Annotated in this window: 20 protein-coding genes; 8 read left to right on the forward strand and 12 right to left on the reverse strand. The window is 61.4% G+C overall.

The genetic code is table 11. The annotated features are described in order from the left end of the window. Window positions 1–9: 9 nt before the first annotated feature. Complete coding sequence (locus tag HUV26_RS01755; protein ID WP_174408366.1) at window positions 10–3,171, forward strand: PD-(D/E)XK nuclease family protein; 3,162 nt, start codon at window positions 10–12, stop codon at window positions 3,169–3,171. Between the two features lie 122 nt (window positions 3,172–3,293). Then, window positions 3,294–4,397, forward strand: a complete 1,104-nt coding sequence (locus tag HUV26_RS01760) for an NAD(P)H-dependent flavin oxidoreductase (protein ID WP_174408367.1) — start codon at window positions 3,294–3,296, stop codon at window positions 4,395–4,397. A gap of 204 nt (window positions 4,398–4,601) precedes the next feature. On the opposite strand, the gene HUV26_RS01765 is transcribed toward HUV26_RS01760, so the two are convergent. After that, window positions 4,602–5,975, reverse strand: coding sequence for a sensor domain-containing diguanylate cyclase (locus tag HUV26_RS01765; RefSeq protein WP_174408368.1), 1,374 nt, complete (start codon window positions 5,973–5,975; stop codon window positions 4,602–4,604). A 132-nt stretch (window positions 5,976–6,107) separates the two neighbouring features. Beyond that, window positions 6,108–6,770 (reverse strand): TetR/AcrR family transcriptional regulator, encoded by a 663-nt coding sequence (locus tag HUV26_RS01770; RefSeq protein WP_174408369.1) that lies wholly within the window; start codon window positions 6,768–6,770, stop codon window positions 6,108–6,110. Between the two features lie 229 nt (window positions 6,771–6,999). On the opposite strand from HUV26_RS01770, the gene HUV26_RS01775 reads away from it, so the two are divergent. From HUV26_RS01775 to HUV26_RS01790, 4 genes are all read left to right on the forward strand, one after another. Further along, window positions 7,000–7,443 carry a PPC domain-containing DNA-binding protein gene (locus HUV26_RS01775; protein ID WP_174408370.1) on the forward strand — a complete coding sequence of 148 codons (444 nt, stop codon included), beginning with the start codon at window positions 7,000–7,002 and terminating at the stop codon, window positions 7,441–7,443. Window positions 7,444–7,446: 3 nt separating this feature from the next. Then, the gene (locus HUV26_RS01780) at window positions 7,447–8,745 is read left to right on the forward strand and encodes a nickel pincer cofactor-dependent isomerase, group 22 (protein WP_174408371.1); all 1,299 of its coding nucleotides are present in this window, start codon (window positions 7,447–7,449) and stop codon (window positions 8,743–8,745) included. Between the two features lie 224 nt (window positions 8,746–8,969). After that, entirely contained in the window at window positions 8,970–9,677 is a 708-nt protein-coding gene (locus HUV26_RS01785) for an aspartate/glutamate racemase family protein (protein ID WP_174408372.1), read from the forward strand. A gap of 130 nt (window positions 9,678–9,807) precedes the next feature. Next, window positions 9,808–10,536, forward strand: coding sequence for an MgtC/SapB family protein (locus HUV26_RS01790; RefSeq protein ID WP_174408373.1), 729 nt, complete (start codon window positions 9,808–9,810; stop codon window positions 10,534–10,536). Window positions 10,537–10,681: 145 nt separating this feature from the next. Here HUV26_RS01790 and HUV26_RS01795 read toward each other — a convergent pair whose 3' ends face one another. Genes HUV26_RS01795 through ybgF form a run of 6 tightly spaced genes read right to left on the reverse strand, consistent with a single transcriptional unit; the run spans window position 10,682 to window position 16,768 of the window. Next, window positions 10,682–11,827 carry a tyrosine recombinase XerC gene (locus HUV26_RS01795; RefSeq protein WP_373869044.1) on the reverse strand — a complete coding sequence of 382 codons (1,146 nt, stop codon included), beginning with the start codon at window positions 11,825–11,827 and terminating at the stop codon, window positions 10,682–10,684. Then, window positions 11,802–12,755 (reverse strand): GGDEF domain-containing protein, encoded by a 954-nt coding sequence (locus HUV26_RS01800; protein WP_174408374.1) that lies wholly within the window; start codon window positions 12,753–12,755, stop codon window positions 11,802–11,804. The genes HUV26_RS01795 and HUV26_RS01800 overlap by 26 nt, the downstream gene beginning before the upstream one ends. Window positions 12,756–12,764: 9 nt before the next feature. Next, window positions 12,765–13,607 (reverse strand): HDOD domain-containing protein, encoded by an 843-nt coding sequence (locus HUV26_RS01805; protein ID WP_174408375.1) that lies wholly within the window; start codon window positions 13,605–13,607, stop codon window positions 12,765–12,767. Then, complete coding sequence (locus HUV26_RS01810) at window positions 13,604–14,053, reverse strand: hypothetical protein (RefSeq protein WP_174408376.1); 450 nt, start codon at window positions 14,051–14,053, stop codon at window positions 13,604–13,606. The genes HUV26_RS01805 and HUV26_RS01810 overlap by 4 nt, the downstream gene beginning before the upstream one ends. Window positions 14,054–14,095: 42 nt before the next feature. Then, window positions 14,096–15,514, reverse strand: a complete 1,419-nt coding sequence (gene dprA / locus HUV26_RS01815; RefSeq protein ID WP_174408377.1) for a DNA-processing protein DprA — start codon at window positions 15,512–15,514, stop codon at window positions 14,096–14,098. Between the two features lie 15 nt (window positions 15,515–15,529). Continuing rightward, the gene (gene ybgF, locus HUV26_RS16750) at window positions 15,530–16,768 is read right to left on the reverse strand and encodes a tol-pal system protein YbgF (RefSeq protein ID WP_243451215.1); all 1,239 of its coding nucleotides are present in this window, start codon (window positions 16,766–16,768) and stop codon (window positions 15,530–15,532) included. Between the two features lie 424 nt (window positions 16,769–17,192). Between ybgF and HUV26_RS01825 the strand changes: the two genes are divergently transcribed. Both HUV26_RS01825 and HUV26_RS01830 read left to right on the forward strand, forming a co-directional pair. Continuing rightward, entirely contained in the window at window positions 17,193–18,146 is a 954-nt protein-coding gene (locus HUV26_RS01825; RefSeq protein WP_174408378.1) for a hypothetical protein, read from the forward strand. A gap of 10 nt (window positions 18,147–18,156) precedes the next feature. Further along, window positions 18,157–19,509 (forward strand): ATP-binding protein, encoded by a 1,353-nt coding sequence (locus tag HUV26_RS01830; protein ID WP_174408379.1) that lies wholly within the window; start codon window positions 18,157–18,159, stop codon window positions 19,507–19,509. 127 nt (window positions 19,510–19,636) lie between these two features. Here the strand turns inward: HUV26_RS01830 and HUV26_RS01835 are convergent, their stop codons facing one another. The 4 genes from HUV26_RS01835 to thiF all read right to left on the reverse strand — a co-directional run bounded on the left by HUV26_RS01835 (window position 19,637) and on the right by thiF (window position 22,563). Continuing rightward, on the reverse strand, window positions 19,637–20,623 hold the full coding sequence (locus HUV26_RS01835) for a type I glyceraldehyde-3-phosphate dehydrogenase (RefSeq protein WP_174408380.1): 987 nt from the start codon (window positions 20,621–20,623) through the stop codon (window positions 19,637–19,639). A 42-nt stretch (window positions 20,624–20,665) separates the two neighbouring features. Then, window positions 20,666–21,043 carry a hypothetical protein gene (locus HUV26_RS01840; RefSeq protein WP_174408381.1) on the reverse strand — a complete coding sequence of 126 codons (378 nt, stop codon included), beginning with the start codon at window positions 21,041–21,043 and terminating at the stop codon, window positions 20,666–20,668. A 225-nt stretch (window positions 21,044–21,268) separates the two neighbouring features. Next, window positions 21,269–21,898: a thiamine phosphate synthase gene (gene thiE / locus HUV26_RS01845; protein WP_174408382.1), complete on the reverse strand. Its 630-nt coding sequence runs from the start codon at window positions 21,896–21,898 to the stop codon at window positions 21,269–21,271. Next, complete coding sequence (gene thiF / locus HUV26_RS01850) at window positions 21,895–22,563, reverse strand: sulfur carrier protein ThiS adenylyltransferase ThiF (RefSeq protein ID WP_174408383.1); 669 nt, start codon at window positions 22,561–22,563, stop codon at window positions 21,895–21,897. The genes thiE and thiF overlap by 4 nt, the downstream gene beginning before the upstream one ends. Window positions 22,564–22,589 lie beyond the last annotated feature (26 nt).

The raw sequence follows: 22,589 nt of genomic DNA on the forward strand, positions 1-22,589 counted from the left end.
ACAGGAACCATGCGCCAGAACAGCCCTTTCATCATCATACCTTGGGAAAACGACTTCCTCACTGCCCTTGCCGGTCTGGTCCTTGAACAGACGCAGGGCAATCCCGGCAATGCCTGCATCATCATGCCGCACAGCCGCCCCGGCCGTTATTTCTCCCGCACCCTGCTGCATATGCAAACCCTGCCAAAGCCCTTCGTGCTGCCGCAGATGCTCACCGTGAACGATCTGTTCCGCACCCTGCGGGCAGAGATGGAAGGCATGCCCCCGGAACCGCTGGAACTGCTGGACCGCGTAGGTCTGCTGCTCGACTGCGTGCAGCAGGCGTGCCCCTCAGGTGCCGGCGCAGAAACCGCCCTTCCCCTGCCCGTGCAGGACGCCAACCGCTTCTTCCCGTGGGGTATGCGCCTTGCCAGCCTGCTGGAAGATTTCCATAAACAAAATCTGGTACCGGAAGATATCGCCCACATGCACGGGCAGGTTGCGGATTTTGCGGCAGACCTGCTTGCCTCGCTGGGACGCATCCACGCCGCCTACACGCAGCGGCTGGATGCAGGCGGCTGGACCACGCCGGGCTATGATGCCTTCCGGGTAGTGCGCCGCCTGCCCCAGTCCGGAGAACAGGACCACTTTGCCTGTCTGCGCGAAAGACGCATCTTCATTGCCGGATTCTACGGTCTCACCGGAGTGGAAGAAGCCCTTTTCCGCCACCTGTGGCAGCACTGCGGCGCGCGCATCGTCCTGCATACGGATGCACGCCTTGCCCATGATGCCGCACAGGAAGAGGGCGAAGCGCACTGGGCATGCCGGGAGCACGCCCGCTGGGCGACACGCTGGGGCGCACGCATGGAGACAGCGCAACCCGCTCACCCCCGGCAGCGTTCCGTCATTTTTCATGAAGGGTTTGACCTGCACTCGCAACTGGATGTGCTGCAACGCACGCTCAGAGAGCAGGGCACGGCAGAACCGTCAGATGTTGCTGAACCTATACAGTCGGCACTGTCGGCTAAGTCGGGGGAACTACCTGGATTGCCGGAATTGGCAGAACCGGCAGAATTGGAGTTACCGCCCCAGCCGTCCCAGCCGACCCAAACAGACGGGGACGCACCGCAGGAAACTCAGGGCACAGCCGTGGTCCTGCCGGATACCGGCCTGCTCATGCCCGTGCTGCATCACCTCCCCCGCCGCGACGTAAACATCTCCATGGGCTATCCGCTGGGCCGTTCCACCCTGTTCCGCCTGCTGGAAACCGTCATGCGCCTGCAGGAAACCGCCCGTAACGGACAGTATTACTGGAAGGAACTCATACGCCTGCTCCGGCATCCGTATCTCAAGATGCTCTCCCTGCAGGGAGAACGCCCCCTCGGGCTCATGCTGCACAATATGGAAACCGCCATCCGCACCGGCAGACGCCATACCGACCCGCGCACCCAGCACCCGGACACGGACCCCCACTCAGCTGTGCCGGAAGCAGATGCCCGCGCCCTGCTGCACGCCGTGCTCGACCTCACCGTCACCCGCTGGGAAACCCTGACCACCCCGGCGGACATGGCAGATACGCTGGCCGACCTGTGCTCCCTGCTGCTTGCCCACGGCGGCGACCTGTGGGACCGCTTCCCGCTGGACGCAGAATCCATCTTCCGGCTCATGCGCCGGGTCATTCCCATGCTGCGCGAATGCTCGCTGGCGCACCAGCCCTTCCCGCGCGACGTGCTGTTCACCATCCTGCGCGAAACCATCCGGCTGGAGCGCGTCCCCTTCGAGGCAGACCCGCTCACCGGCGTGCAGGTGCTCGGCATGCTGGAAACGCGCCTGCTGCGCTTCGACAGCCTGCACATTCTGGACGCCACGGAAGACAAACTCCCCGGTGCCCCCGCCCATGACCCGCTCCTGCCGGACTCTCTGCGCGCCATGCTCGGCCTGCCGGATACACGCCACCGCGAACAGGTGGCCGCCCACAACTTCCATCGCCTCATCCATGGCGCAAACCATGTCCACATCTACTATCAGGCGGGTGTGGACCGTTCCGGCCTGTTTGAAGAAAAAAAGGCCCGTTCCCGTTTCGTGGAGGAAATGCTCTGGCAGGAAGAACGGGCGCGCGGCGCATTGCTCAAACCCGGCACCCCCCCGCTCCACGCCGTCACCTATCCCATGCCCTCCCCCCGGCATGAAGACCGCCCCGTGCTGCGCAGCCCCGCCATCGCCGCACGGCTGGATGAATACCTGCGCCGCCCGCTCTCCCCTTCGGCACTGGATACCTACCTCACCTGCCCTGTCCGCTTCTTCCATGAACGCCTCTGCGGCCTCTCCGCCATTGATCAGGTAAACGAAGGCGACGACATGGCAGGCATAGGCGAACTGCTGCACACGGTACTGGAAACCTTCTTCACCCCGCTTACGGGCAGGCCCGTCACCTTCACGGAGGATGATGCAGAGCGCCTTAAAGCCCTCTTTGTCCGTGAACTCTACCAGAGCCCCATCCGCGACACCCTGCCCTACGATTCCTTCATCATGCTGGAAGAGGCAGGCAAAATCCGGCTGGAACGGTTCCTGAAAAACCAGCCCGCCACCACCGTCCTTGCGCTGGAACAGCGTATGCAGGCTGCTGTTTCCGTGAACGGAAATACCCGCTTCCTCGCCGGACGCATGGACCGCGTGGACAGTCGCGATGGCAACATCATCATTCTGGACTACAAGACGGGCAAGGTACACCGCCCGCATCTTGCGGTATGGGATGATGAAGACCTCTGGAAACGCCTGCGCAATTGGCAGGGCGCAGATGACGACACACTGGAGCGGCTGGCGCAGGCCATGCCTAGCGTCCAGCTGCCTGCGTACCTCCACGTCTATTCCCGCACAGGCATGTCCGGCACCTCCCTGCCCGGTATCGACCAATCCGGTATCACCCAATCCGGCAACGTTTCCTCAGGCATCCAAACCGGTTCCGGCGACCCTGTGCACGATGCGGGCTGGGTAGAACTGCGCAACGAAGGGAAAGAACTCTTCCTCCTCGGCACCCAGATGGATGACGACACCCGCGAAACCATCATCCACACCCGCATCCCGCAGCTTATGGAATTTCTGTTCCGCCACATGGAACAGGCCCCTGTCTACCGTCCCATCCGCGGAAAGCATTGCCAGTGGTGCGCTTGCGCAAATTGCTGTTCTGTGTAAGAACCCCGCTTGAGGGACCAAAGGGAGAGTTGCGCCCGCAGCGCGGCTCTCCTCTGTCGTACATCGCGTACGGCATTCATAACCAATGCGGCGTGAAGCACCGCTATTTGGAGGACTGAATCATGCCTTTTCCGTCATTGAAGATTGGCAACATCGTTGCCAGAATACCTATTGTGCAAGGCGGCATGGGGGTTGGTATATCCCTTTCCGGCCTTGCCAGCGCCGTTGCCAACGAGGGTGGCATAGGCGTCATAGCCGGTGCCATGATCGGCATGAGTGAGCCGGATGTGGGCAAAAACCCGCGCGAGGCCAACATACGCGCCATGCGCAAGGAAATACGCAAGGCCCGCGAACTTTCATCCGGCGTTCTGGGCGTAAACCTCATGGTCGCCCTGACCAACTTTGCCGATCTGGTGAAAACATCCATCGAAGAAAAGGTGGATGTCATATTCTCGGGTGCAGGCCTTCCGCTGGACATGCCCAAATACCTCAAGGAATATTACGAAGACAAAAAAGAGCAGGCAAACACCAAGCTGGTGCCCATTGTCTCCTCCGCCCGTGCCGCCACCATTCTCTGCAAGAAGTGGCTGTCCAAATTCGACTACCTTCCCGATGCCTTCGTGGTAGAAGGCCCCAAGGCGGGCGGCCACCTCGGCTTCAGCCCTGAAGAACTGAACGATCCCGCCTCCGCGCTGGAAAACGTGGTTCCGCAGGTGGTGGAAGCCGTAAGGGTTTTCGAGGAAAAGCACGGCAAAAAAATTCCGGTCATCGCGGCTGGCGGCGTCTATTCCGGCGAGGACATCAAAAAGTTCCTCGATATGGGCGCATCCGGCGTGCAGATGGGAACCCGCTTTGTGGCCACCCATGAATGCGATGCCGACGAACGCTTCAAGCAGGCATACATCGATGCCCGCGAAGAAGACGTAACCATCATCCAAAGCCCTGTCGGCATGCCCGGCAGAGCCATTCTCGGCAAGTTTGTGGAAGAGGCCCGTCAGGGGCTGAAAAAGCCCTTCAAGTGCATTTTCGAGTGCATCCACAACTGCAAGAAGGAAGAAAGCCCCTACTGCATTGCCGCCGCACTGCTGAACGCCAAGCGCGGCAACTTCGACAAGGGCTTTGCCTTCTCCGGCTCCAATGTCTACCGTGTGGACCGCATCGTCTCCGTCAAGGAACTTGTAGACTCCCTTACCGCGGAATACGACGCCGCCTGCGCAAAGGCATAACACCTCCCCAGGTTCCCCCCCCATTTTCACCTGATAACCACCTGATATCGGGAAGAAAACCACACAGATCATCAAACAAGGCCGGGGCACTCTGCGCGCCCCGGCCTTTCCTTATCCTGCACTGTTTCCGTGCCTGCCGTTTTGCGTTCAGGCAGCGCACATACCTTCATCTTCCGTTTTTCCATCATAGAGAACTGTCGCAGGTCAGGCCTCGCCGTCGTCCACCCCGGCATCGCGCCCGCCCAAATACCTCGCCTCACCAACCACAGAAACCACGGAAGCCACAGTAAAAAGCTCTCCCTCCACCCTGTTGCGCCCGCCATGTTTCGCGGCGTACAGGGCCTTATCCGCCGCCGCAATAACATCTTCAGTAGAAACAGTGCCCGCCCCGCCAAACTCCACGGCAGCACACCCAAGGCTCACGGTAACACGCAGCGGTTGCCCCTCCACCGTGGAAAAGGTGTTCTCCAGCACTGTCGTGCGAATCTTCTCCGCTGCAGAACGCGCTCCGGCAGCGTCCGTCAGCGGCAAAATGACCAGAAACTCCTCTCCGCCAAACCGCGCCGCCACGTCACTTGCTCTGCAGCATCCCTTGATTATCCTCGCCAGATCACGCAGCACCCTGTCGCCGGAAGGATGCCCGTACGTATCATTCACGGCCTTGAAGTGGTCAATATCTATCATCAGGCAGCTGAACGGCGCATGATGCCTGCCCGCAAGAGCCAGTTCAGTAACAACTTTGCTGTACGCATACCGGCGGTTATACAGCCCGGTAAGCTCGTCCGTCACCGCCATGCGCTCTATGAACCGCTGGGCAATCCACAGCCTGCCCATTATGCGCCGCGTCATGAGATACATGCCCCCAAGCAGCAGCAATACAGCGGCAAAACTCAGCGCCACCAGCAAAACGGTGCGCTCCAGAGCAGCCTGCTTGCTTTCGGTAATGTCATACCGCACGCTTATGCCGCCGCGCACATCACCGGGGGCATATCCCTGCCCGCCGTGGCAGGAAAGGCAGCTCTCCTCCACCAGCAGCGGTGCCATATACCTAAAATACGTCCGCCCTTCCTCCGCACTTTCCTCATACACCTCACGCACACCCGTTTCGGCAAAGGCGTGCAATGCCCGCCGCTCAAAGGCGTCCGCCTGATTCTCCGGATTGATGGGGGCAAGGCTGGTCACGCGAAACCGCAGCAAACCCGCCTCGTTGAACAGGTCCGATATCTCGCGGGTCATCAGGGCGGGATTACGCTTGGTCAGCAGCGTGCCGTTCACGGCTGTCAGGTCCGCATGGGCAAGATGCGGATTGGAGTGCACACCGGGCCGCTTTTCCACATACACCCCGTCATACCCCGCATTCCACTGCCGCATAATGAAGATGGCATGAAAATGCATCTGCGCCCGCTTCACAAGCTCCTGTGCCGTCACATGCCTTTCATGCAGCATAAACCCGGCAAATATGCACAGCAAAAACACCCCCACCGTACCGCTCAAACCAAGGAAGAACCTTCCCCACAGCATCTTGCGGTATCCCTTCCCCATCATTTTGTCTGTCACATAATCAACAGCGTTCCTCACAGCAACTCCCGCATGGCATCATAACGCATCGCACAGCCCCCGCCCGCCATTCCAACAGCATGACGATACACCACAATTCGCCCTGCATGTCGAGAGCATGTAACGTAACCACTCACTCCGGCAAAGAAATCATCAGTTCCCGCACGGTGCAATACCTGCAAGAAAGAACTTCCAGTTGGCGTGAATATGCGCCTGCATATCTATGGCACCGCCGGAAGAATGATACAGCACGGCCACAGGCACAAACATGCCCATATAGGCCACGGCAAGCTTGTCCGCTGCAATGTCCGCACGCACGCATCCCTCCGCCTGCCCTGCCGCAAGCAGATCCCGCACCCTGCCCAGCAGCATCCGCTGCATGCGCAGCACCGTTTCCTTGTATTCGGCATGCCCTGCCATGGTTTCATCAGAAAAGAGAATACGCGGCACCACCTGCATGTCGTGCAGCATCCGGGTCATTGTCTGCAAAATGCGGTACAGGGCGTCAAGGTGCCTGCCACAGCACTCCGGCACGTTTCCCGCTTCCCCGGCGGGCATGTCGTCAGGTGCGCCCCCTGTGTCAGCCATGCAAGCGTCCACCCGTTCCAAAATACGCCCTGCCAGCAACTCCATGCCCGCTTCCAGCATGGCCATCTTTCCGGGAAAATGCCTGTACAGGGCAGAGGGCACCATGCCCACAGCCCGCGCCACGGCCTCCGCCGTCAACCCGCCAAGCCCTCCTGTACGCAAAATATCCACCACTGCCGCAGCAATCTGCTCCCGCCGTTCTTCCGTCTTCAAGTGCCGTCTTTTCATGAATAATCTGTCTCCTTCTTCCGGGATAGGCCATCCCCGCCCCAATGGCAATGCACCATTGCCCGCACCGGCGGAATGCGCTATCTCCCAGACGTACGAAGCAAACCCGGGAGATTGAAAGCACTTGCAGGCCATGCGGACCACCTGTCCGCCCCCATGCTTTCCGGCAGTCAGTCGCATGCACTGCGCTCCCCGAAACAGCATTCACGGCTCCCCCGAAGGAACACGCATGAAATCGGCACAAGGCTCCATGGGACGGGTTTTCGTCCTCAGACTGGAAGACGGCGACTCCCTCCCCGGCTGCATAGAGGAATTTGCCCGCCAAAACGGCATCGCCGGGGGCCTTGTCGCGCTTGTGGGAGGCATCGGCTCCGGCACGCTGGTCACAGGGCCGGAAGACGGCGCGGCAGCCCACATCACTCCCATGCTCCGCCTCTTCTCGCAGGTGCACGAGGCAGCGGCACTGGGCACCCTGTTCCCCGATTCCTCCGGCCATCCCAGGCTGCACATGCACGCGGCCCTCGGTCGCGGCGACAGCGCCCTTGTCGGCTGCATCCGGCAGGGCATAGACGTCTGGAAAATCGCAGAGGTCGTCATTCTGGAAATCACCGGTTCGGGCATGACCCGCAAGCTGGACCCTGCCTTCAATCTCGAACTCCTCTCGCCGGAGTAACCCATGTGGACACCGGACATTGCGCAATGGCCCAGCCTCGCCCCCGTCCTTCAGCAGTTCGACAACACCTGTATAGATGATGTCCGCACCGCCGTATGCACTGCCGTAACCGCCCTGCGTGAAGACGCAGCCGGCGGCATGCGTCCTGTGGTTCCCGGCCAGACCGTTGCCATCACGGCGGGCAGCAGGGGAATAGACCGCATAGCGGAAGTCACCGCCGCCCTCGTGGAAGCCTGCCGCCGCATGGGACTGGAACCCTTCATCGTGCCGTCCATGGGCAGCCACGGCGGCGCCACTGCCGAGGGTCAGGTGCGCGTGCTCGCCTCGCTGGGCATCACGGAAGAATCGGTGGGTGCCCCCATCCGCTCCTCCATGCAGGTCGTCCGGCTGGGGGAAACGGCAGACGGCATCCCCGTGTTCATGGACGCCCTCGCCATGCAGGCAGACCACATCGTCATTGCCAACCGGGTGAAGTCACACACCAAATTCAAGGCACCCATAGAAAGCGGCCTGTTCAAGATGGCCTGCATCGGCCTCGGCAAGCACGAAGGCGCAGCCCTCTACCACAAGCTGGCCATCCGCCACGGGTTCGCCCATGTCATCCGGGCGGCAGGCCGCGTGGCCCTTGCCAAGTCCCCCATACTCTTCGGCCTCGGTCTGGTGGAAAACGCCTTCGGCAAGCTGCACACCGTGCGCGCCATGGCCCCGCAAACACTGGAGGCAGAAGAAGAAGCCCTGCTCACGCTCAGCAAAAGCCTCGCACCGGGCCTGCCCTTTCACGATATCGACCTGCTCATCGTGGATGCCATAGGCAAAAACATCTCCGGCACGGGTATGGACGTCAACGTCACCGGACGCAACAGAGACATCCTCGGCGATTTCACCTCCACCCCGCGCGTCAGCCGCATCTTCGTGCGCGACCTCACCCCGGAGTCAGAAGGCAATGCCCTCGGCATCGGCTTTGCCGATTTCACCACCGACAGGCTGGTCAACGCCATGGACTACGCCAAAACCGTCACCAATGCCCTCACCGGCATCAGTCCGGAAAAGGCCGCCATCCCCATCCATTACCCTTCCGACAGACAGGCCCTGCAGGCTGCCCTGCACTCCCTCGGCGACTGGCAGCCGGAAACGGTGCGCATCGTGCGCATTGCCAACACCCTGCGGCTGGAACAACTGTATGCCTCGCCTGCTCTGCTCGCCGCGCAGGAAAACGCCTCCGCCCCCGCACTGCGGCAAACCGCCCCCGCCCGCCCCATAACCTTCATGCAGGACGGAAACCTCCCGCCCTTCGGCAGTTAATGCGCACCACAGGGGGAAAAACCAGCCGCAGCGCACTGTCCGCCCATACTGGCTGTAATGCCTCCCCTGATTCCCTGTTTCCCTGTTTCCCTGTTCCCATGACGCCATGATTCCATAGTGCCGTACGGGCATAACAGTTTGCGCCTGTATCCATGTCCCGCTCCGCAGACTGTATCTTGCCGCAAACAGCCGCACATGATGCAATGCAACAAAAGGAGCAACGCATGAAAACCATAGGCATTCTGGGTGGCATGAGCTGGGAATCCTCCCTGCTCTATTACAAATGGATAAACGAAGGCGTGCGTCAGCGTCTGGGCGGTCTGCACAGCGCACGCATGGTGCTGCACAGCGTGGACTTCCACCCCGTGGAGGCCGCCATGTGTGCCGGAGACTGGCAAACCGTGGAATCACACCTCGTGCAAGGGGCACTCTCCGTTCAGGCAGGCGGAGCAGATTTTCTGGTCATCGCCACCAATACCATGCACAAACTGGCAGAAAACGTCAGCCGGGCGGTGGACATTCCCCTTCTGCACATAGCAGATGCCACCGCCGCCCACGCCCGGAAGATAGGCCTGCACACCGTGGGGCTGCTGGGCACCGCCTTTACCATGGAGCACGATTTCTACAAGGGCAGGCTTACCGACAGGCATGGCCTGAACGTGCTCGTTCCTTCTCAGGCAGACCGCACCCTCGTGCACGAAATCATCTTCCGCGAGCTCTGTCAGGGATGCGTTCTGCCCGGGTCAAGAGACGCCTACCTGCGCGTCATCGGCCACATGGCCGCACAGGGAGCACAGGCAATCATTCTGGGCTGCACGGAAATATGCATGCTGCTGGAAGGCTGCATCCCACCCCTGCCCCTGCTGGATACCACCCGCCTGCACGTGGAGGCCGCACTGGACATGGCCCTTGGCCCCGCTCCCGCCGTCTGAAAAAATAAACCGCAAAATACTGCCATTTAACCATTTTCACTGAACTTGCTGTTGACTTTCCACGGCAATGTGACAACTCTGTGACAAAACCTGCCGGATATCTATAAAGAGTACCCGAACGGAGGCGCACATGCCGGAAGCCCTGCTGCACCAGATACAATTGGACAACCTGCTCAGGCTGCTGCTCGCTGGCATACTCGGCGGATGTATAGGCTATGAACGCGAAAGACGCGGGCAGGCGGCCGGATTCCGCACCAACATCCTCGTGGCTGTCGGTGCCTGCCTCATGATGCAGCTTTCCCTGTACATGGAAGACCTGTACCGGCATCTCAGTTCAGACACCGTGGTCCGTCTGGACCCGGGCCGCATAGCGTCCTACGCCATTGCCAGCATCGGCTTTGTGGGCGGCGGCGCCATCATCAAGGGCAAAGGCAGTGTACGCGGTCTCACCACCGCCGCAGGGCTGTGGCTGGTCACAGGCATAGGGCTTGCCGTGGGGGCAGGGCTTGTGCTGCCCGCCACCATGGCCACCGCCATCATCATGTTCGTCCTCTTTCTCCTGCCCGCCGTCATCCGGCGCATCCCGCCGCGTAACATTCTGGTCGTGCTCACCGTGGTCTTCCGGCAGGAAGGTACACCGCAAGGAAAACGGCACGAGGAACTGGTCGGCATGATCAACGAAAGCAAAGCCTTCGTCTCCCATACAGTCGGGCTGGAAGTGGATACATGTGCCGCCGTCACCACCTACAGGTTCCGGCTCATGGGACGTGAAAACGCGGGGTGGGTAGATTTGTATGAAAAACTGCGCACGCTGGACGGCGTGTGCCGGGTAGCCTTTGAAGAATCCCCCATTCCGTAATCAGCGGCCGATTCCGGACAGGGCACTCAAAATACTTGGAAAAGCAGGGCAGACCCGGTTCGGCCCCAGTTCAGAAACAGTTCAGACCCAGTCCAACCATGGCGCAGGAACAACAGAGGAACAAAGCACCGTTCCTGTGCCCCGGTTACGACTTTCCGGTGCGCCCCTTGGCGCTCCTGTGCGGAACAGGTGCCTGCCCGGACGTATAGCTATCCTCCGTCCGGGGAGCGGACGCAGGGGCCGCAGAAGCGGACGCCGCTGCGGAAGACCGGGCGGGGCCGGGAGCATGCGCCTTGGGGTGTGCCTTGTCATACACCTCCACCAGCCGCGCCAGATTCAGGTGGGTATACCGCTGCGTGGTGGTCAGCCGGGCATGCCCCAGCAACTCCTGCACGCAGCGCATGTCCGCTCCCGCCTCAAGCAGGTGCGTGGCAAACGAATGCCGCAACCCGTGCGGCGAAATAGCCTGCGGCAACCCCACGCGCAAACACAAATCCTCAATAATCCGTGCCGCCTGCCTGCGGTTCAGCCTGCCTCCCCGCGCCCCCACAAACAGGGCAGGCTCCCTTCCGCCCGCATCCAGCGTCTCACGCTGGCGCATCCACTCCTGCAAGGCATCCTTCGCCGTGTCAGAAAGCGGTGCCATGCGTTCCTTGCTGCCCTTGCCCATCACCCGCACCATGCCGGATGCCGGGTTCACGTCGTGCACGTTCAGCGCCAGCGCCTCCGATATGCGCAGCCCAGAACCATACAGCAACTCCGCAAGTGCAAGGTCACGGGCAAGCTGCTCACGCGCGTTGCTCCTGTTGCGGGTCGCCTCCGCCGTTGTCTGCCGTTTCCCGTCCAGCACAGCAAAGGTCTGGTCCACGTTCAACGCCTTGGGATGGCGGGTCTCGGTCTTGGGGTTGCGCACTCCGTCCGTAGGAATGGCCTGAATCATCTTCCGTCTGGCAAGGTAACGAAAAAAACCGCGCAGGGATGAGAGCTTGCGCCCCATGGAGGTCTTGTTCATCCGCTGTCGGTGCAGGTCCGCCAAAAATCCCTGCACCGCCTGCCGGGTTATGTCCTGCGGCGCATCCAGCGAGAGCGAACGCGTCTGCAAGTAGGACTCAAACTGATGCAGGTCACGGGCATAGGCGGCAACAGTGGCGTCGGAATAGCCTTTCTCCACGGCCAGATGCCCCATATACATCTCCGCCGTATCCGGCAGTTCCGGCAGTTCCGGCATGGTGCCATGCCCGCCCTGCCGCTCCGCCGTCCTTCCCCTATTGCGCCCGCTGGTCGATGACATACACGCTCCCGGGGTCTTCCTTGGCTTTCTTCTTCAGTTGCATGGCAATGGCAGATACCTGCCCGTAATGCGTCAGGCTCCCGTTGCGGTTGCAGACCACGGCAATGGAAATGCCCATAAGCGGAAAACTCTGTGGTCGCCCCTGCCTGTCGGTAGAAAGAATGCACCCGCATTCCCTGTCTTTTTCATCATACAAGCTGGGAACAATGGCGTCGAAACTGGAAACCAGTTGCCTGCACGCCTCCTCCACGCAATGAAGCGGCAGCGCAAACACAAAGTCATCCCCGCCCACATGCCCCACAAAGGAAGGCGGACCGGGAAACCGTCGCACCGTGTTCACGATGATGCGCGCCGTCATCATCAGCGCCTCATCGCCGCGCGCAAAACCGTACTTGTCGTTAAATGCCTTAAAATTATCCAGATCAGCATAGCCAAGGGCAAAATCGCGCCTGCGTTCAATATGCTCCCGGATAAACTGTATAATGGTGGTGTTGCCGGGCAACCGGGTAAGCGGATTGGCGTCCAGCGAACGGGACATGCGGTTCAGCGTCAGTTCAACCCGGGCACGGAACTCTTCCGGCTCAAACGGCAGCAGCACAAAATCGTCCGCCTCCATGGCGGACCAGTCCCTCGGGGCAAAAAGCGTTTCGCGCGGCAGGCAGAGCAGCACCGGAATCTGCCTGTACACGTTTTCTCCCTTCACCAGCGCCACCAGTGCTTCGCCGGACATATCCGGCAGCACGGCGTCAGAAACGAGCAACTCCGGCGGGTCCGTGAACAACTGGTCCACAGCCGGTCCCGCCTTAGAGAACACGGTCCACTGAATAACGCTCCCGTCCCAGAGGGATATCACGTTGCGCACAAACGCCCCGTCCCCCGAAATAAGAAACGCCCGGATCGGTTCCTTGTCCCTGTTCGCCGTTAGCATGGCTGCCGCCTAGGTCAACTTCAGGTCGGAAATATCCATGAACGCGTCGGAAAGCCTGTCCAGAACATTCTCCAGCATCCGCTGGTTCAGTCCCAGCAGCTTCATGGCGTGGGGCTGCATCACGGGCACGTTGTCGTCGCCGCCGTTGCCGTATTCGAACACGCGGGTCAAAAAATTTCCCATATGTACCACACAGGCATACTTGGTGTAGTTGCGGGCACTGAGCGGCTTGTGATGATAGGATATGGCTTCGGAAATGGCGGGGGGCAGGTTCCAGTGCGCCGCAAGCCACGCGTTCACCCGGTCATGCCCGAATCCCAGTAACTTCTTTTCCGCCGCCAGAAAACTTATGTCCCCGTCCCGCACCATGGCTTCCAGTTCCGGCTTGATCTCCGGTAACTGCACTGCCGAAACCACCTTGCCCAGATCGTGCAGCAGCCCCGCCACGGCATACTCCTCCGGGTCTTTCAGTCCCAGCACCTTGGCAATTTCACCGCTGGCAAGGGCGCAGCCCACGCTGTGTTCCCACAGTCCCACCATGGCTTTGTTCATCTCGTCAAACACAGAGGTGGATATGATAAGCCCCCGGATGACGTTAAACCCCAGCAGTACCAGCGCGTGCTGAATGGAGCTTATGCGCCCCGGAAATCCGTACACGGGCGAATTGACCATCTTCAGCACCTTGGCGGAGAGCACCTGATCAAAGGTAATGACCTTGGCTATCTGCTCTATAGAGGTATTGGGGTCCTCCATCAGGGCGGTCACCTCTTCCAGCACCTTGGGCAGGGTAGGCAGATTCTTCACGGCAAGAACCTTACCTTTGTATTCGGTACGCATGTCCTGCGTCGTCATGCCTTTGCCCTCCCTGCGCTGCCCGGTGCGACTTTGCCGTTCACCCCATTCGCCTCATTCCCCCTGCCCGTTTCCTCCGGCGCACCGCCGTTTTCGTCCGTCACCCTTTCAGCAGCGGCTGCTGCGGCAGCCGAAGCCGCCTTCAGCCTGAAGTACTGCACCAGCACCTTCTTCATGGTCATCATGAACGGGTCATCACCATGCTTGCGGAACAGGTGTTCCATCCGCTCCGCCCGCCTGCCGAAATCCGTTCCCCCCGCAAGCCCGTCCATCTGCACGGGGTTGCCCTGCACGGTCACAGACCCCACGCCGGACTGCTCAAAACGCGCAATAAGCGATTCGGTAAGCTCCACGCCCTCGCCCACAAGGGTTATGCCGTTGTCCCGAACCACGGGCTTGGCGAGAATCATGCCCGGTGCGGCAAGTTTGACAGGAATTTTCTGCATGGTCTCTCACGTGTGCAAGAAGAAACAAGGTTCCGAAACGCGCTACAGGGTAACGCTGTAATGCATGCCTGGCAACTGGCGTACCGCGCCCTGCACTTCCAGCATCAGCAGAACACCGCTTGCCTTGCCCGCCTGCCACGACAGGCTGCGGCACAATTCGTCAATATGCAGTGACTCACACGTTGCAAGCAGTTCGTATGCCAATTTTTCATCCGGCGTCATATCGTCCGTGCAGGGAGCACCCTGTCCGGCATCCTTTCTGACCTCACGCCGGGCACCGGGCACGCCCTGAAAGGCGTTACCGCCCACATCACCGGAACCCGGCCCTCTCCGCGCAGCCCTGCCGCCGGGCCGCCGGGCGGGAACAGAAACGGCTTCCGCCTCGTCGCCCGCCTCGTCACGGGCATCATCAAGGGAATCGTCAAGGGAATCATCTCGGCCATTGCGGCATGCTTCACCGGGGGCAGGCCAGTCGGTTATGCTCATGCCCAGCAGTGGCGCAATCTCCACCAGCACATCATCACAGCAGAACACCGCCTTGGCCCCCTGCCGGATAAGGTCATGGCAGCCGGAAGACGTACGCGCCCGCACACTGCCGGGAACGGCAAACACTTCCCGGCCCTGTTCAAGGGCATGTTTCGCCGTAATCAGGCTGCCGCTGCGTTTGGCCGCCTCCACCACCAGCACTCCCAGCGAAAGTCCGCTGATAATCCTGTTGCGCATGGGAAAATTTCTGGCCTCCGGCATTGTGCCGGGAGCAAACTCGGAAAGAATCAATCCCCCCTCGCGTATGGCCGCATGCAGTTGAGCGTTCTCGGGCGGATACACACAGTCCGGCCCCGTACCCAGCACCGCAATGGTGCTGCCCCACCCGGCAAGGGCTGCGCGGTGTGCCTCGCTGTCTATGCCTCTCGCAAGGCCGGAAACGGTGGTCACGCCGGAAACGGAAAGTCGGCGGCACAACTCACGCGTGGTGGCAATGCCGTCCCGCGAACACGACCGCGAGCCGACAACCCCCACGCCAGGGTTGGAAAGCAGACCGGCATCTCCTTCATAATACAGGAATATGGGCGGGTCAGCTATTTCCCGCAGCCGCTGGGGATACCGGGCATCCGTCCACAGCAGCACGCGCCATCCCCCCGCTCCTGCGGTCTCCCACTCCAGCCGGGCAGGGCCACGCCACCTCTCGGACCTAAATTCGGAAACAAGACGCGCGGCAATACCGCAGCGGCGCACCCAATGAGCCGCATCCAGCACAGCGGCGTAGGGAGAAGGATACTCCTCAAGCAGCCGCTTCCATGTACGCGGCCCAAGCCTTGCTGTGTGCCGCAAGGCCAGAGATGCCCAGAATTCCGTGCGCTGCGCGGCGTTCATACCGCCAAGGGTGTAGGCTCCGGCATGCCTGCCTGTGTGCGGCTGCGATGCCGGAATCTGCTGCGGGCCGGGTTCTTGCTGTGTCATATGTCTGGCACGAACCTACAGGGTGGCTACGCGTTCACGCGCCATCTGTGCCGGAGCGGAGTCGGGATATTCGTCCACAAGCGTTTGCAGATAAAACCGGGCGTTGCTGTTGTCCCCCAGCTTCTCGTAGGAGAAACCCACCTTGAGCATGGCGGCAGCGGCCTTGTCGTGCTTGGGAAAACGGCGCACAACCTCCTTGAAGGTCAGCACCGCCTGCGCGTAGCGCTTTTCGTGATAGTAGGTCTCTCCCATCCAGTACAGGGCATTGGGCACAAGGGCATGGTTGGGAAAATCGCCGATAAAGGAATCCAGAACCCGCCGCCCTTTATCCACCTCGCCCGCACGCACCAGCGAAAGCCCTTCCTCATAGCGCCGTTCAGCACCGGAAAGCTCTCCCCGCAACGCGGGAATATCCATGGCAACCTGCTGCGGCTCAGGTTCTGCACGGGCTGCGGATGCCGCCTCTTCCACAGCCGTTGCCACAGCAGCCCCGGCGGACGCAGAAGCAGCGCCACCTTGGTCTGCCGGAGCACCGGAAGAAGCAGCCGATGCGGATGATGCTGCCTGCGGGGAATGGCCGGGTGCATCAGACGCCGCCTTGGCGGACGCTGCTACCTGTCCTGTTGCCTGACCAGATGTTTGGCCAGATGCCTGACCAGATGTTTGGCCAGATGCTTGGCCGGATGTTTGGCCAGATGCCTGTTCTGATGCCTGTTCTGATACCTGCCCAGTTCTCTTGTCGGTCACCGGGCCGCCCGCAGAAGCGGCAGTACCGGAACCGGAAGCCGCCATTGCCGTTACCCCCGCAGCGGAAGCCACTCCCGCAGATGTGCTCGCAGATGTGCTTGCAGGGGCAGGAGCAGCAACAGGAGCAGGCACCCGGCCCTCACCCGATGCGGATGATGCCGTGCTTACCGGCACCGGGGCCGGAAAATCCGCAGGACTGCCGCCCGCCGCCACATGCCGCGCACGCAACGCCTCACGCGTAGCGGCGGTTTCCGCTGTCAGCTCAGCGGCACGTGTTCTTGTGTCGCCCAATTCCTGCTTCACAGTAACCAGCTCGCCCTCCAGCCTGCGTACAGACTCCAGCAACTCAGCTTCACGGGCTTTGCTCGCCTCCTGAAACTCCAGAAACCGCGCCTCGATATTCTGCAGCCGCCACTCATCACTGTGCGCCCTGTCCTGCGACACCTGACTGGGTGTGCACGCCGTGCACGCGACGAACAGCAGACAACACAATATCCTGTAACCCATAACGCCTCCGGCTTGGTTTCCGCACACGGCATCCTCACAAATGCGGCAAACGGTGAGAACAGCGGCAAAAGATAAACGCATGCCCGTGCGCCGGGATAAGAACACTCCCTAATCCGTTGCCTCCCTAGCAATAGGCGAGCCGTCGAGTTTTTTCAAGAAACAATGCGCGTTAATCCCCCCTCAGACCCCGTTGCCATCCCACACGGGCCTTGCCACCCACGGCAAATTGAGGCACAAGACCGTTGCCGGTCCGGGCACTCTGCGCCAGCGTAAACGCCTTTTCCCCCGCGTTGCACACGGAATAGGGGCACAAGCGCAGCACAGGAACTGTTCCGGGCACCCGCAGCAAAACAGCGCGGAAGCCCGCTCATTCCGCCGCAACCCGCACCGCCATTGCCCAACCGCAAGACAAGGAGCACACCGCATGACTCCAATGCATATGATAGCCCAGTTCGCCGCCACCGGCCTCATGGCCGGCCTCATGCTCACCATCCTTCTGGCGGCAGTGGCAAGTCCGCTCATCGCTGTGGTCAGCCAGCGCCTTGCCGTCCGGCGCAGCAAGGTCTTCTACGACAAATGCGCACGGCAGATAGCCACCATGGGCACCATGGTCGGCGGCGTCCTGTTCGCCTCCGCAGCAGCGGGCACCGCACACCTCGCCATACAGCACCCGGACCTGTTTGAAGGTCCCTTCCGCCTGCCCGTATTCATATGCGTGGGCGCACTGGCGCTGGGCATGGTGCTCAGCACCGCCTACACCCTTTCGTGGACTCCCCTGCGCGGCAACAAGTCCCTGCACTCCCTGCTGGGCGGCTTTGCCTCCGTTGCCATGCTCGCCGCACTGTTCCTGTTCCTCGGCCTTGCCGCCGCCATGCTCAAACCCGGCCACCACGTTGCCCCGCAGGCCACCACGGCGGAACTGCTCCTCGCCGTGTACACCGCAATCCCCGATGCCAGATTCTGGTTCTTCCTCGCCCAGTGCGTAGTTGGCGGCCTTGGGGCTGCGGGCATGTTCGCTCAGGCCTACCTGCTCATGCGCCGCAATCAGGACGACTTCGGACGCGACTATTACAAGTTCGCCCTGCCCTACTGCGTACGCTGGAGCATCGCCCCCCTGCTCCTCCAGCTCATTCCCGCTTCGTGGCTGGCCTTCCTGCTTCTGCGCCCCCACGCGGCCGCCACTCCTCTGGCAGACCCGGCCATATGGCTGTGGGGTGCCGCCGCAGTGCTGCCCATCACCGCCTCACTGCTCTGGCTGCGGGTCATGTGCAGCGAAACACCCCTGCGCCACAAGGCTTCCATCGTGCTCGCCATCCCGCTCGTACTGGTGGCTGCCGCGGCACAGGCCACCGCCATGCTGCACCACATGGCGCGATAGAACACACGCCATGGGCCACATCGTCGGCAAAGATATCTACCGCAAGCTCGGAGAAAAGATAGACAACACTTCCGTGCGCACCCCGTGGAACGATGCGTTCCGCGACCTGCTCGTTGCCCTGTACACCCCCGCAGAGGCCGATCTCGTCCTCCGCATGCCCTACCGCCCCTCTCCCCTCGCACGGGTCGCCGCCATAACCGGCATGGACGAAACCGCCCTGCGCCCCATGCTGGAAACCCTGTGCGGCAAGGGCCTTGTCTGCGACATCTGGGAAGGCAACGAATACCTCTACATGATCAGCCCCTTTGTCATCGGCTTTTTTGAATTCAGCATGATGCGCACCGGGGGCAGACTGGCAAGCGCCCAGTGGGCGGAACTGTTCCAGCGCTATATGTTCGGCGACACCGCCTTTCTGGACGCCAACTTCGGCGATGCCCAGCAGGTATCCGTCATGCGCGCCCTGCCGCACGAGCAGGCCATCCCTCAGGCCGACCACACAGAAATTCTGGATTACGAAAAAGCCTCCGCCCTCATCGAACAGAACACACGTTTCGCGGTGGGCCTCTGTTCATGCAGGCACGAAAAGCACCACCTCGGCACCCGTGGCTGCGATGTGCCCGATGTGCCTATGGAAACCTGCACCTCCATGGGACCAGCGGCAGACTTCCTCATCCGCAACAACTTTGCCCGCCCCATAGACCGCGCCGAGATGCTCGATATCCTCCACCGCTCCCGCGACATGGGCTTCGTGCTCTCCACCGACAACGTCCGTCAGGGGGCAGGATTCATCTGCCACTGCTGCGGCTGCTGCTGCAACCTGCTCCACGGCATCCGCACCACGGGATACGCGGGCATACTGGTTTCCTCAGGCTACATCGCCCACTGTGCGGCAGAGACCTGCAACGGTTGCGGACTGTGCGCCAAAGCCTGCCCCATCAATGCCATCCGCCTTGAAGACATGCCCCGTCCTGTACACGTCAGCCCGGACTCTGCTCCCGCCGGCCCGGATTCTCCGCAGCGCGGAACCTCCCCCCGCAGGCAGCGTAGAGCCGTGGTAGACACCTCCCTCTGTCTCGGCTGCGGCGTCTGCGCCCTCAAATGCCCGCAGCAGAGCCTCCACCTGAAAAAACGCGCCCAACGCGTCTTCCATCCGGAAGACTCCTTTGAGCGCGTCATCCTGCAATGTCTGGAACGCGGCACCTTCCAGAACCTCATCTTCGATAACCCGAACAGCCGCACACAAGCCTTCATGCGCGGCCTCGTCGGCGGCTTTCTCCGCCTCTCCCCGGTTAAAAAGGCCCTCATGGGCGATGCTCTGCGCTCACGCTTCCTGCAGGCCATCCGCAGCGCAACAGGTTCATAAAGGCCTATGTCGGGTGTGGGGGGGGTAAGGCACAAAAAAGGCCCGTAAAGGCGAAAGCCTTACGGGATTATCCGCCCTTCGCAGGCGCATAGCAAAAGGGAGTGCGGGACAGATGCGTGCCGCGCCGCTACCCCAGCCGGGCCACCATGCGCAGCAGCCTCACAAGCTGGTTGGAAAAACTGGCCTCGTTGTCATACCACGCCACAAGCCGCAGCATGGTGCCGTCCGTCACCGTGGTGAGCGTCCCGTCCACCACGCTGCCCCATGTGCAGCCCTTGTAATCCACCGAAACCAGCGGCTCCTCCGTGTACCCCATATGCTCGTCCGCGTGTGACCGCAGCAGGGTGTTCACCTCTTCCGCGCAGGTCTCCCGCTCCAGCTCACACACAAGGTCTATAAGCGAAACACTGGCTGTGGGCACCCGGAAGGCAATCCCCTGCAACCTGCCCGCAAGCTCGGGAAGAACGCTTGCCACCGTGCAGGTGGCCCCCGTGGGCGTGGGCAGCATGTTCATGCCGCAGGCACGCGCGCGGCGCAGGTCGTCATGGCTGCCGTCCAGCAGCCGCTGCCGCATGGTATAGGGATGAATGGTGGTCATGTATCCGCTGCGGATGCCGAACGCCCGCTGAATATGCTGCACGGGCAGGGCAAGGCAGTTCGTGGTGCACGAGGCGCATGAAAGCACACGTTGCTCCGCAGCAAGCGTATGCCCGTTCACGCCGGGAATAATGGTGGCGTCCGCATCCGGCGCAGGACACGCCACAACCACCCTGCGGGCCCCGGCCTGCATATGCTTCCGGCAGCTTTCCCTGTCGGCAAAGGGTCCGGCCGCCTCCACAAGAATGTCGCACCCGCTCCAGTCCCACTGCTCAGGCTTCGCGCTGCCGTAGCGCACGGGCCGCCCGCCCAGCATAAACCCCTGTTCCGTTCCCGGCAAAGGCCGCACGTCACAAAAACGCCCGTGCACGGAATCATATTCCAGCAGGTGCATGGCTTCCTGCAGGCTCATGAGATCATTCACCGCCGTCACGTGCAGGTGCGGATCATCCTTGAGCAAACGGGCAAGATAACGGCCAATGCGGCCGAATCCGTTAATGGCAATGGTTGCGGGCAAGGGAAAAGGCTCCTCGGGGTGGAGTGCGGAACGGGCAGGCCATCAGGCCTCCCAGATTTCCACACTGTCCTGCGGAATATCAAGATCTTCGATGAAGGCGCTGGCAAAGCCTTCCTCACCTTCGGGCACAATGACCACAAACTGCGCTTCGGCCTCATCACCAAACTCCGCAAAGGCCTTTATCCGGTCCGCCACTTCCTGCTCCGCAAAAAATTCCTTGGTTATCACCTCAAAAATAAAGGTAATCCCCTTTTTGTTGCGCGCGGTAATGTCGGGAACATGCCCGTTCACAGGCTCCGGGGCCGGAAAATCCTCATACCCTTCCACCTTCAGGTCTTTGTAGCCAGATTCCATCAACGCCTCGATGACGGCATCAGCCAGATCATCCCGAAGATCCAGAATTTCATCATCTATGGACATGGTTTCCTCTCAGATGGTGGTATCGTCCCGTTCAGACGGCAAACCCGTATATGCGGCGGAACACCTCCGCGCGCACACTTCAGCCATCACCCGGCAAGACGGCATACCGTTACGCCGCTGCCGGACGAACGGCGCATACCATACGGATACCCCGCCCGCGTGACAACCCCGAGTCCGAAAGAGCTTCTAGTCCCGCAAACAGCAACCGTCAAGCCCGCGTCCGCGTCAAACCGCCATGGCGCGCCGCAGCCGTGCCACCATATCCCCTATGTCTTCCGCCCCCACAATCTCGGAAACCAGCGCACAGCACCGTGCCCCCCGGCGCACCACCTCGCCCGCGTTGTGCAGCTTTATGCCGCCTATGGCCACATGGGGAATATCGTGATTCTGCACCACGTAGTCCAGATACTCCAATCCCACGGGCGCACACACATCCTTCTTGGTTTTGGTGGCGAATATGGGCCCCACGCCTATGTAGTCCGCCCCCCGCGCTATGGCATCCCTGCATTGCTCCGGGGAATGGGTGGAAAGCCCGATAATCCTGTCCGGACCCACCAGCTGCCGCACAGCCTCCACAGGCAGGTCCTCCTGCCCCACATGCACACCGTCCGCATCCACCAGCAGGGCAATGTCCACATGGTCATTCACAATAAAGGTGCAGCCCGCCTCGCGGGTCATGCGGCGCAGCTGCAGGCATTCGTCCAGCATCACGCCCGCCTTGCGCTCCTTTTCCCGGTACTGCAGCACCCGTATGCCTGCGCGGAGCATGGCATCCGCCACCTCTATCACCGACCTCCCGCGCGAAAGCCCCGCATCGGTCAGCGCATAAATATCCGTATCCAGTACCCGCTTCATGGCTCCCTCCCTGTGGATTCCGTCATGCACGCACCGCCGTCCGCAACGCAGGTGCCGAGCAGATGCGCCAACACCGCGTCCGCCTGCATGGCTGCCGCCATCATCACACGCGGCGCCATGGGCGGCATCGTGGCTATGTCACTGGAAAAATCTCCCACAAACACCGCCACGTCCCGCACTGCGCGCCGCCGCATGTCGGCACCGCCCCAGCCCGCCATACCGGAAGCGGAAACAAAAAACGCCCCGCGGCCCAAAAAAGCCTCCGCCATCATCTTCTTGCCGTCCACGCCGTCCAGTGCCTCCACCACCACACCGCACCCCGCAAAAACCCCGCAAACGCAGGCAGGTGTCAGCTCTATCCGGTGCATGGTCACACACACGGCGGGATTAATCGCCAGAAGATTGTCCCGCAGAGCCGCCACCTTGGCGCGCCCGGCCTGATCGGGAAAATAGAACTGCCGGTTCAGGTTGGAGCCGTCCACGCAGTCATGGTCTGCAATGACAAACTGTCGCACACCGCAGCGCGCCAGCAGCATGGCGCAGTTGGACCCAAGCCCTCCCGCACCGGCAATGCCCACCCGCGCTGTCGCCAGAATCTCCACCTGTTCCGGCGTAAGATACCGGCGTAACCCGCTGTCGAACAGCGTCTCGGTCCCGTTTTCCATCACCCCTTCCCTATGTGTTCCGTCAC

This window comes from Desulfovibrio psychrotolerans (assembly GCF_013340305.1).
GTDB classification, from domain to species: Bacteria; Desulfobacterota; Desulfovibrionia; order Desulfovibrionales; family Desulfovibrionaceae; genus Halodesulfovibrio; species Halodesulfovibrio psychrotolerans.

Coding starts and splice junctions, on each gene's coding strand:
- HUV26_RS01755 (WP_174408366.1), top strand. CDS start 10: ATGCGCCAGAACAGCCCTTTCATCATCATACCTTGGGAAAACGACTTC.
- HUV26_RS01760 (WP_174408367.1), top strand. CDS start 3,294: ATGCCTTTTCCGTCATTGAAGATTGGCAACATCGTTGCCAGAATACCT.
- HUV26_RS01770 (WP_174408369.1), bottom strand. CDS start 6,770: ATGAAAAGACGGCACTTGAAGACGGAAGAACGGCGGGAGCAGATTGCT.
- HUV26_RS01775 (WP_174408370.1), top strand. CDS start 7,000: ATGAAATCGGCACAAGGCTCCATGGGACGGGTTTTCGTCCTCAGACTG.
- HUV26_RS01780 (WP_174408371.1), top strand. CDS start 7,447: ATGTGGACACCGGACATTGCGCAATGGCCCAGCCTCGCCCCCGTCCTT.
- HUV26_RS01785 (WP_174408372.1), top strand. CDS start 8,970: ATGAAAACCATAGGCATTCTGGGTGGCATGAGCTGGGAATCCTCCCTG.
- HUV26_RS01790 (WP_174408373.1), top strand. CDS start 9,808: ATGCCGGAAGCCCTGCTGCACCAGATACAATTGGACAACCTGCTCAGG.
- HUV26_RS01795 (WP_373869044.1), bottom strand. CDS start 11,827: ATGTCATCGACCAGCGGGCGCAATAGGGGAAGGACGGCGGAGCGGCAG.
- HUV26_RS01800 (WP_174408374.1), bottom strand. CDS start 12,755: ATGCTAACGGCGAACAGGGACAAGGAACCGATCCGGGCGTTTCTTATT.
- HUV26_RS01805 (WP_174408375.1), bottom strand. CDS start 13,607: ATGACGACGCAGGACATGCGTACCGAATACAAAGGTAAGGTTCTTGCC.
- HUV26_RS01810 (WP_174408376.1), bottom strand. CDS start 14,053: ATGCAGAAAATTCCTGTCAAACTTGCCGCACCGGGCATGATTCTCGCC.
- dprA (WP_174408377.1), bottom strand. CDS start 15,514: ATGACACAGCAAGAACCCGGCCCGCAGCAGATTCCGGCATCGCAGCCG.
- ybgF (WP_243451215.1), bottom strand. CDS start 16,768: ATGGGTTACAGGATATTGTGTTGTCTGCTGTTCGTCGCGTGCACGGCG.
- HUV26_RS01825 (WP_174408378.1), top strand. CDS start 17,193: ATGACTCCAATGCATATGATAGCCCAGTTCGCCGCCACCGGCCTCATG.
- HUV26_RS01830 (WP_174408379.1), top strand. CDS start 18,157: ATGGGCCACATCGTCGGCAAAGATATCTACCGCAAGCTCGGAGAAAAG.
- HUV26_RS01840 (WP_174408381.1), bottom strand. CDS start 21,043: ATGTCCATAGATGATGAAATTCTGGATCTTCGGGATGATCTGGCTGAT.
- thiE (WP_174408382.1), bottom strand. CDS start 21,898: ATGAAGCGGGTACTGGATACGGATATTTATGCGCTGACCGATGCGGGG.
- thiF (WP_174408383.1), bottom strand. CDS start 22,563: ATGGAAAACGGGACCGAGACGCTGTTCGACAGCGGGTTACGCCGGTAT.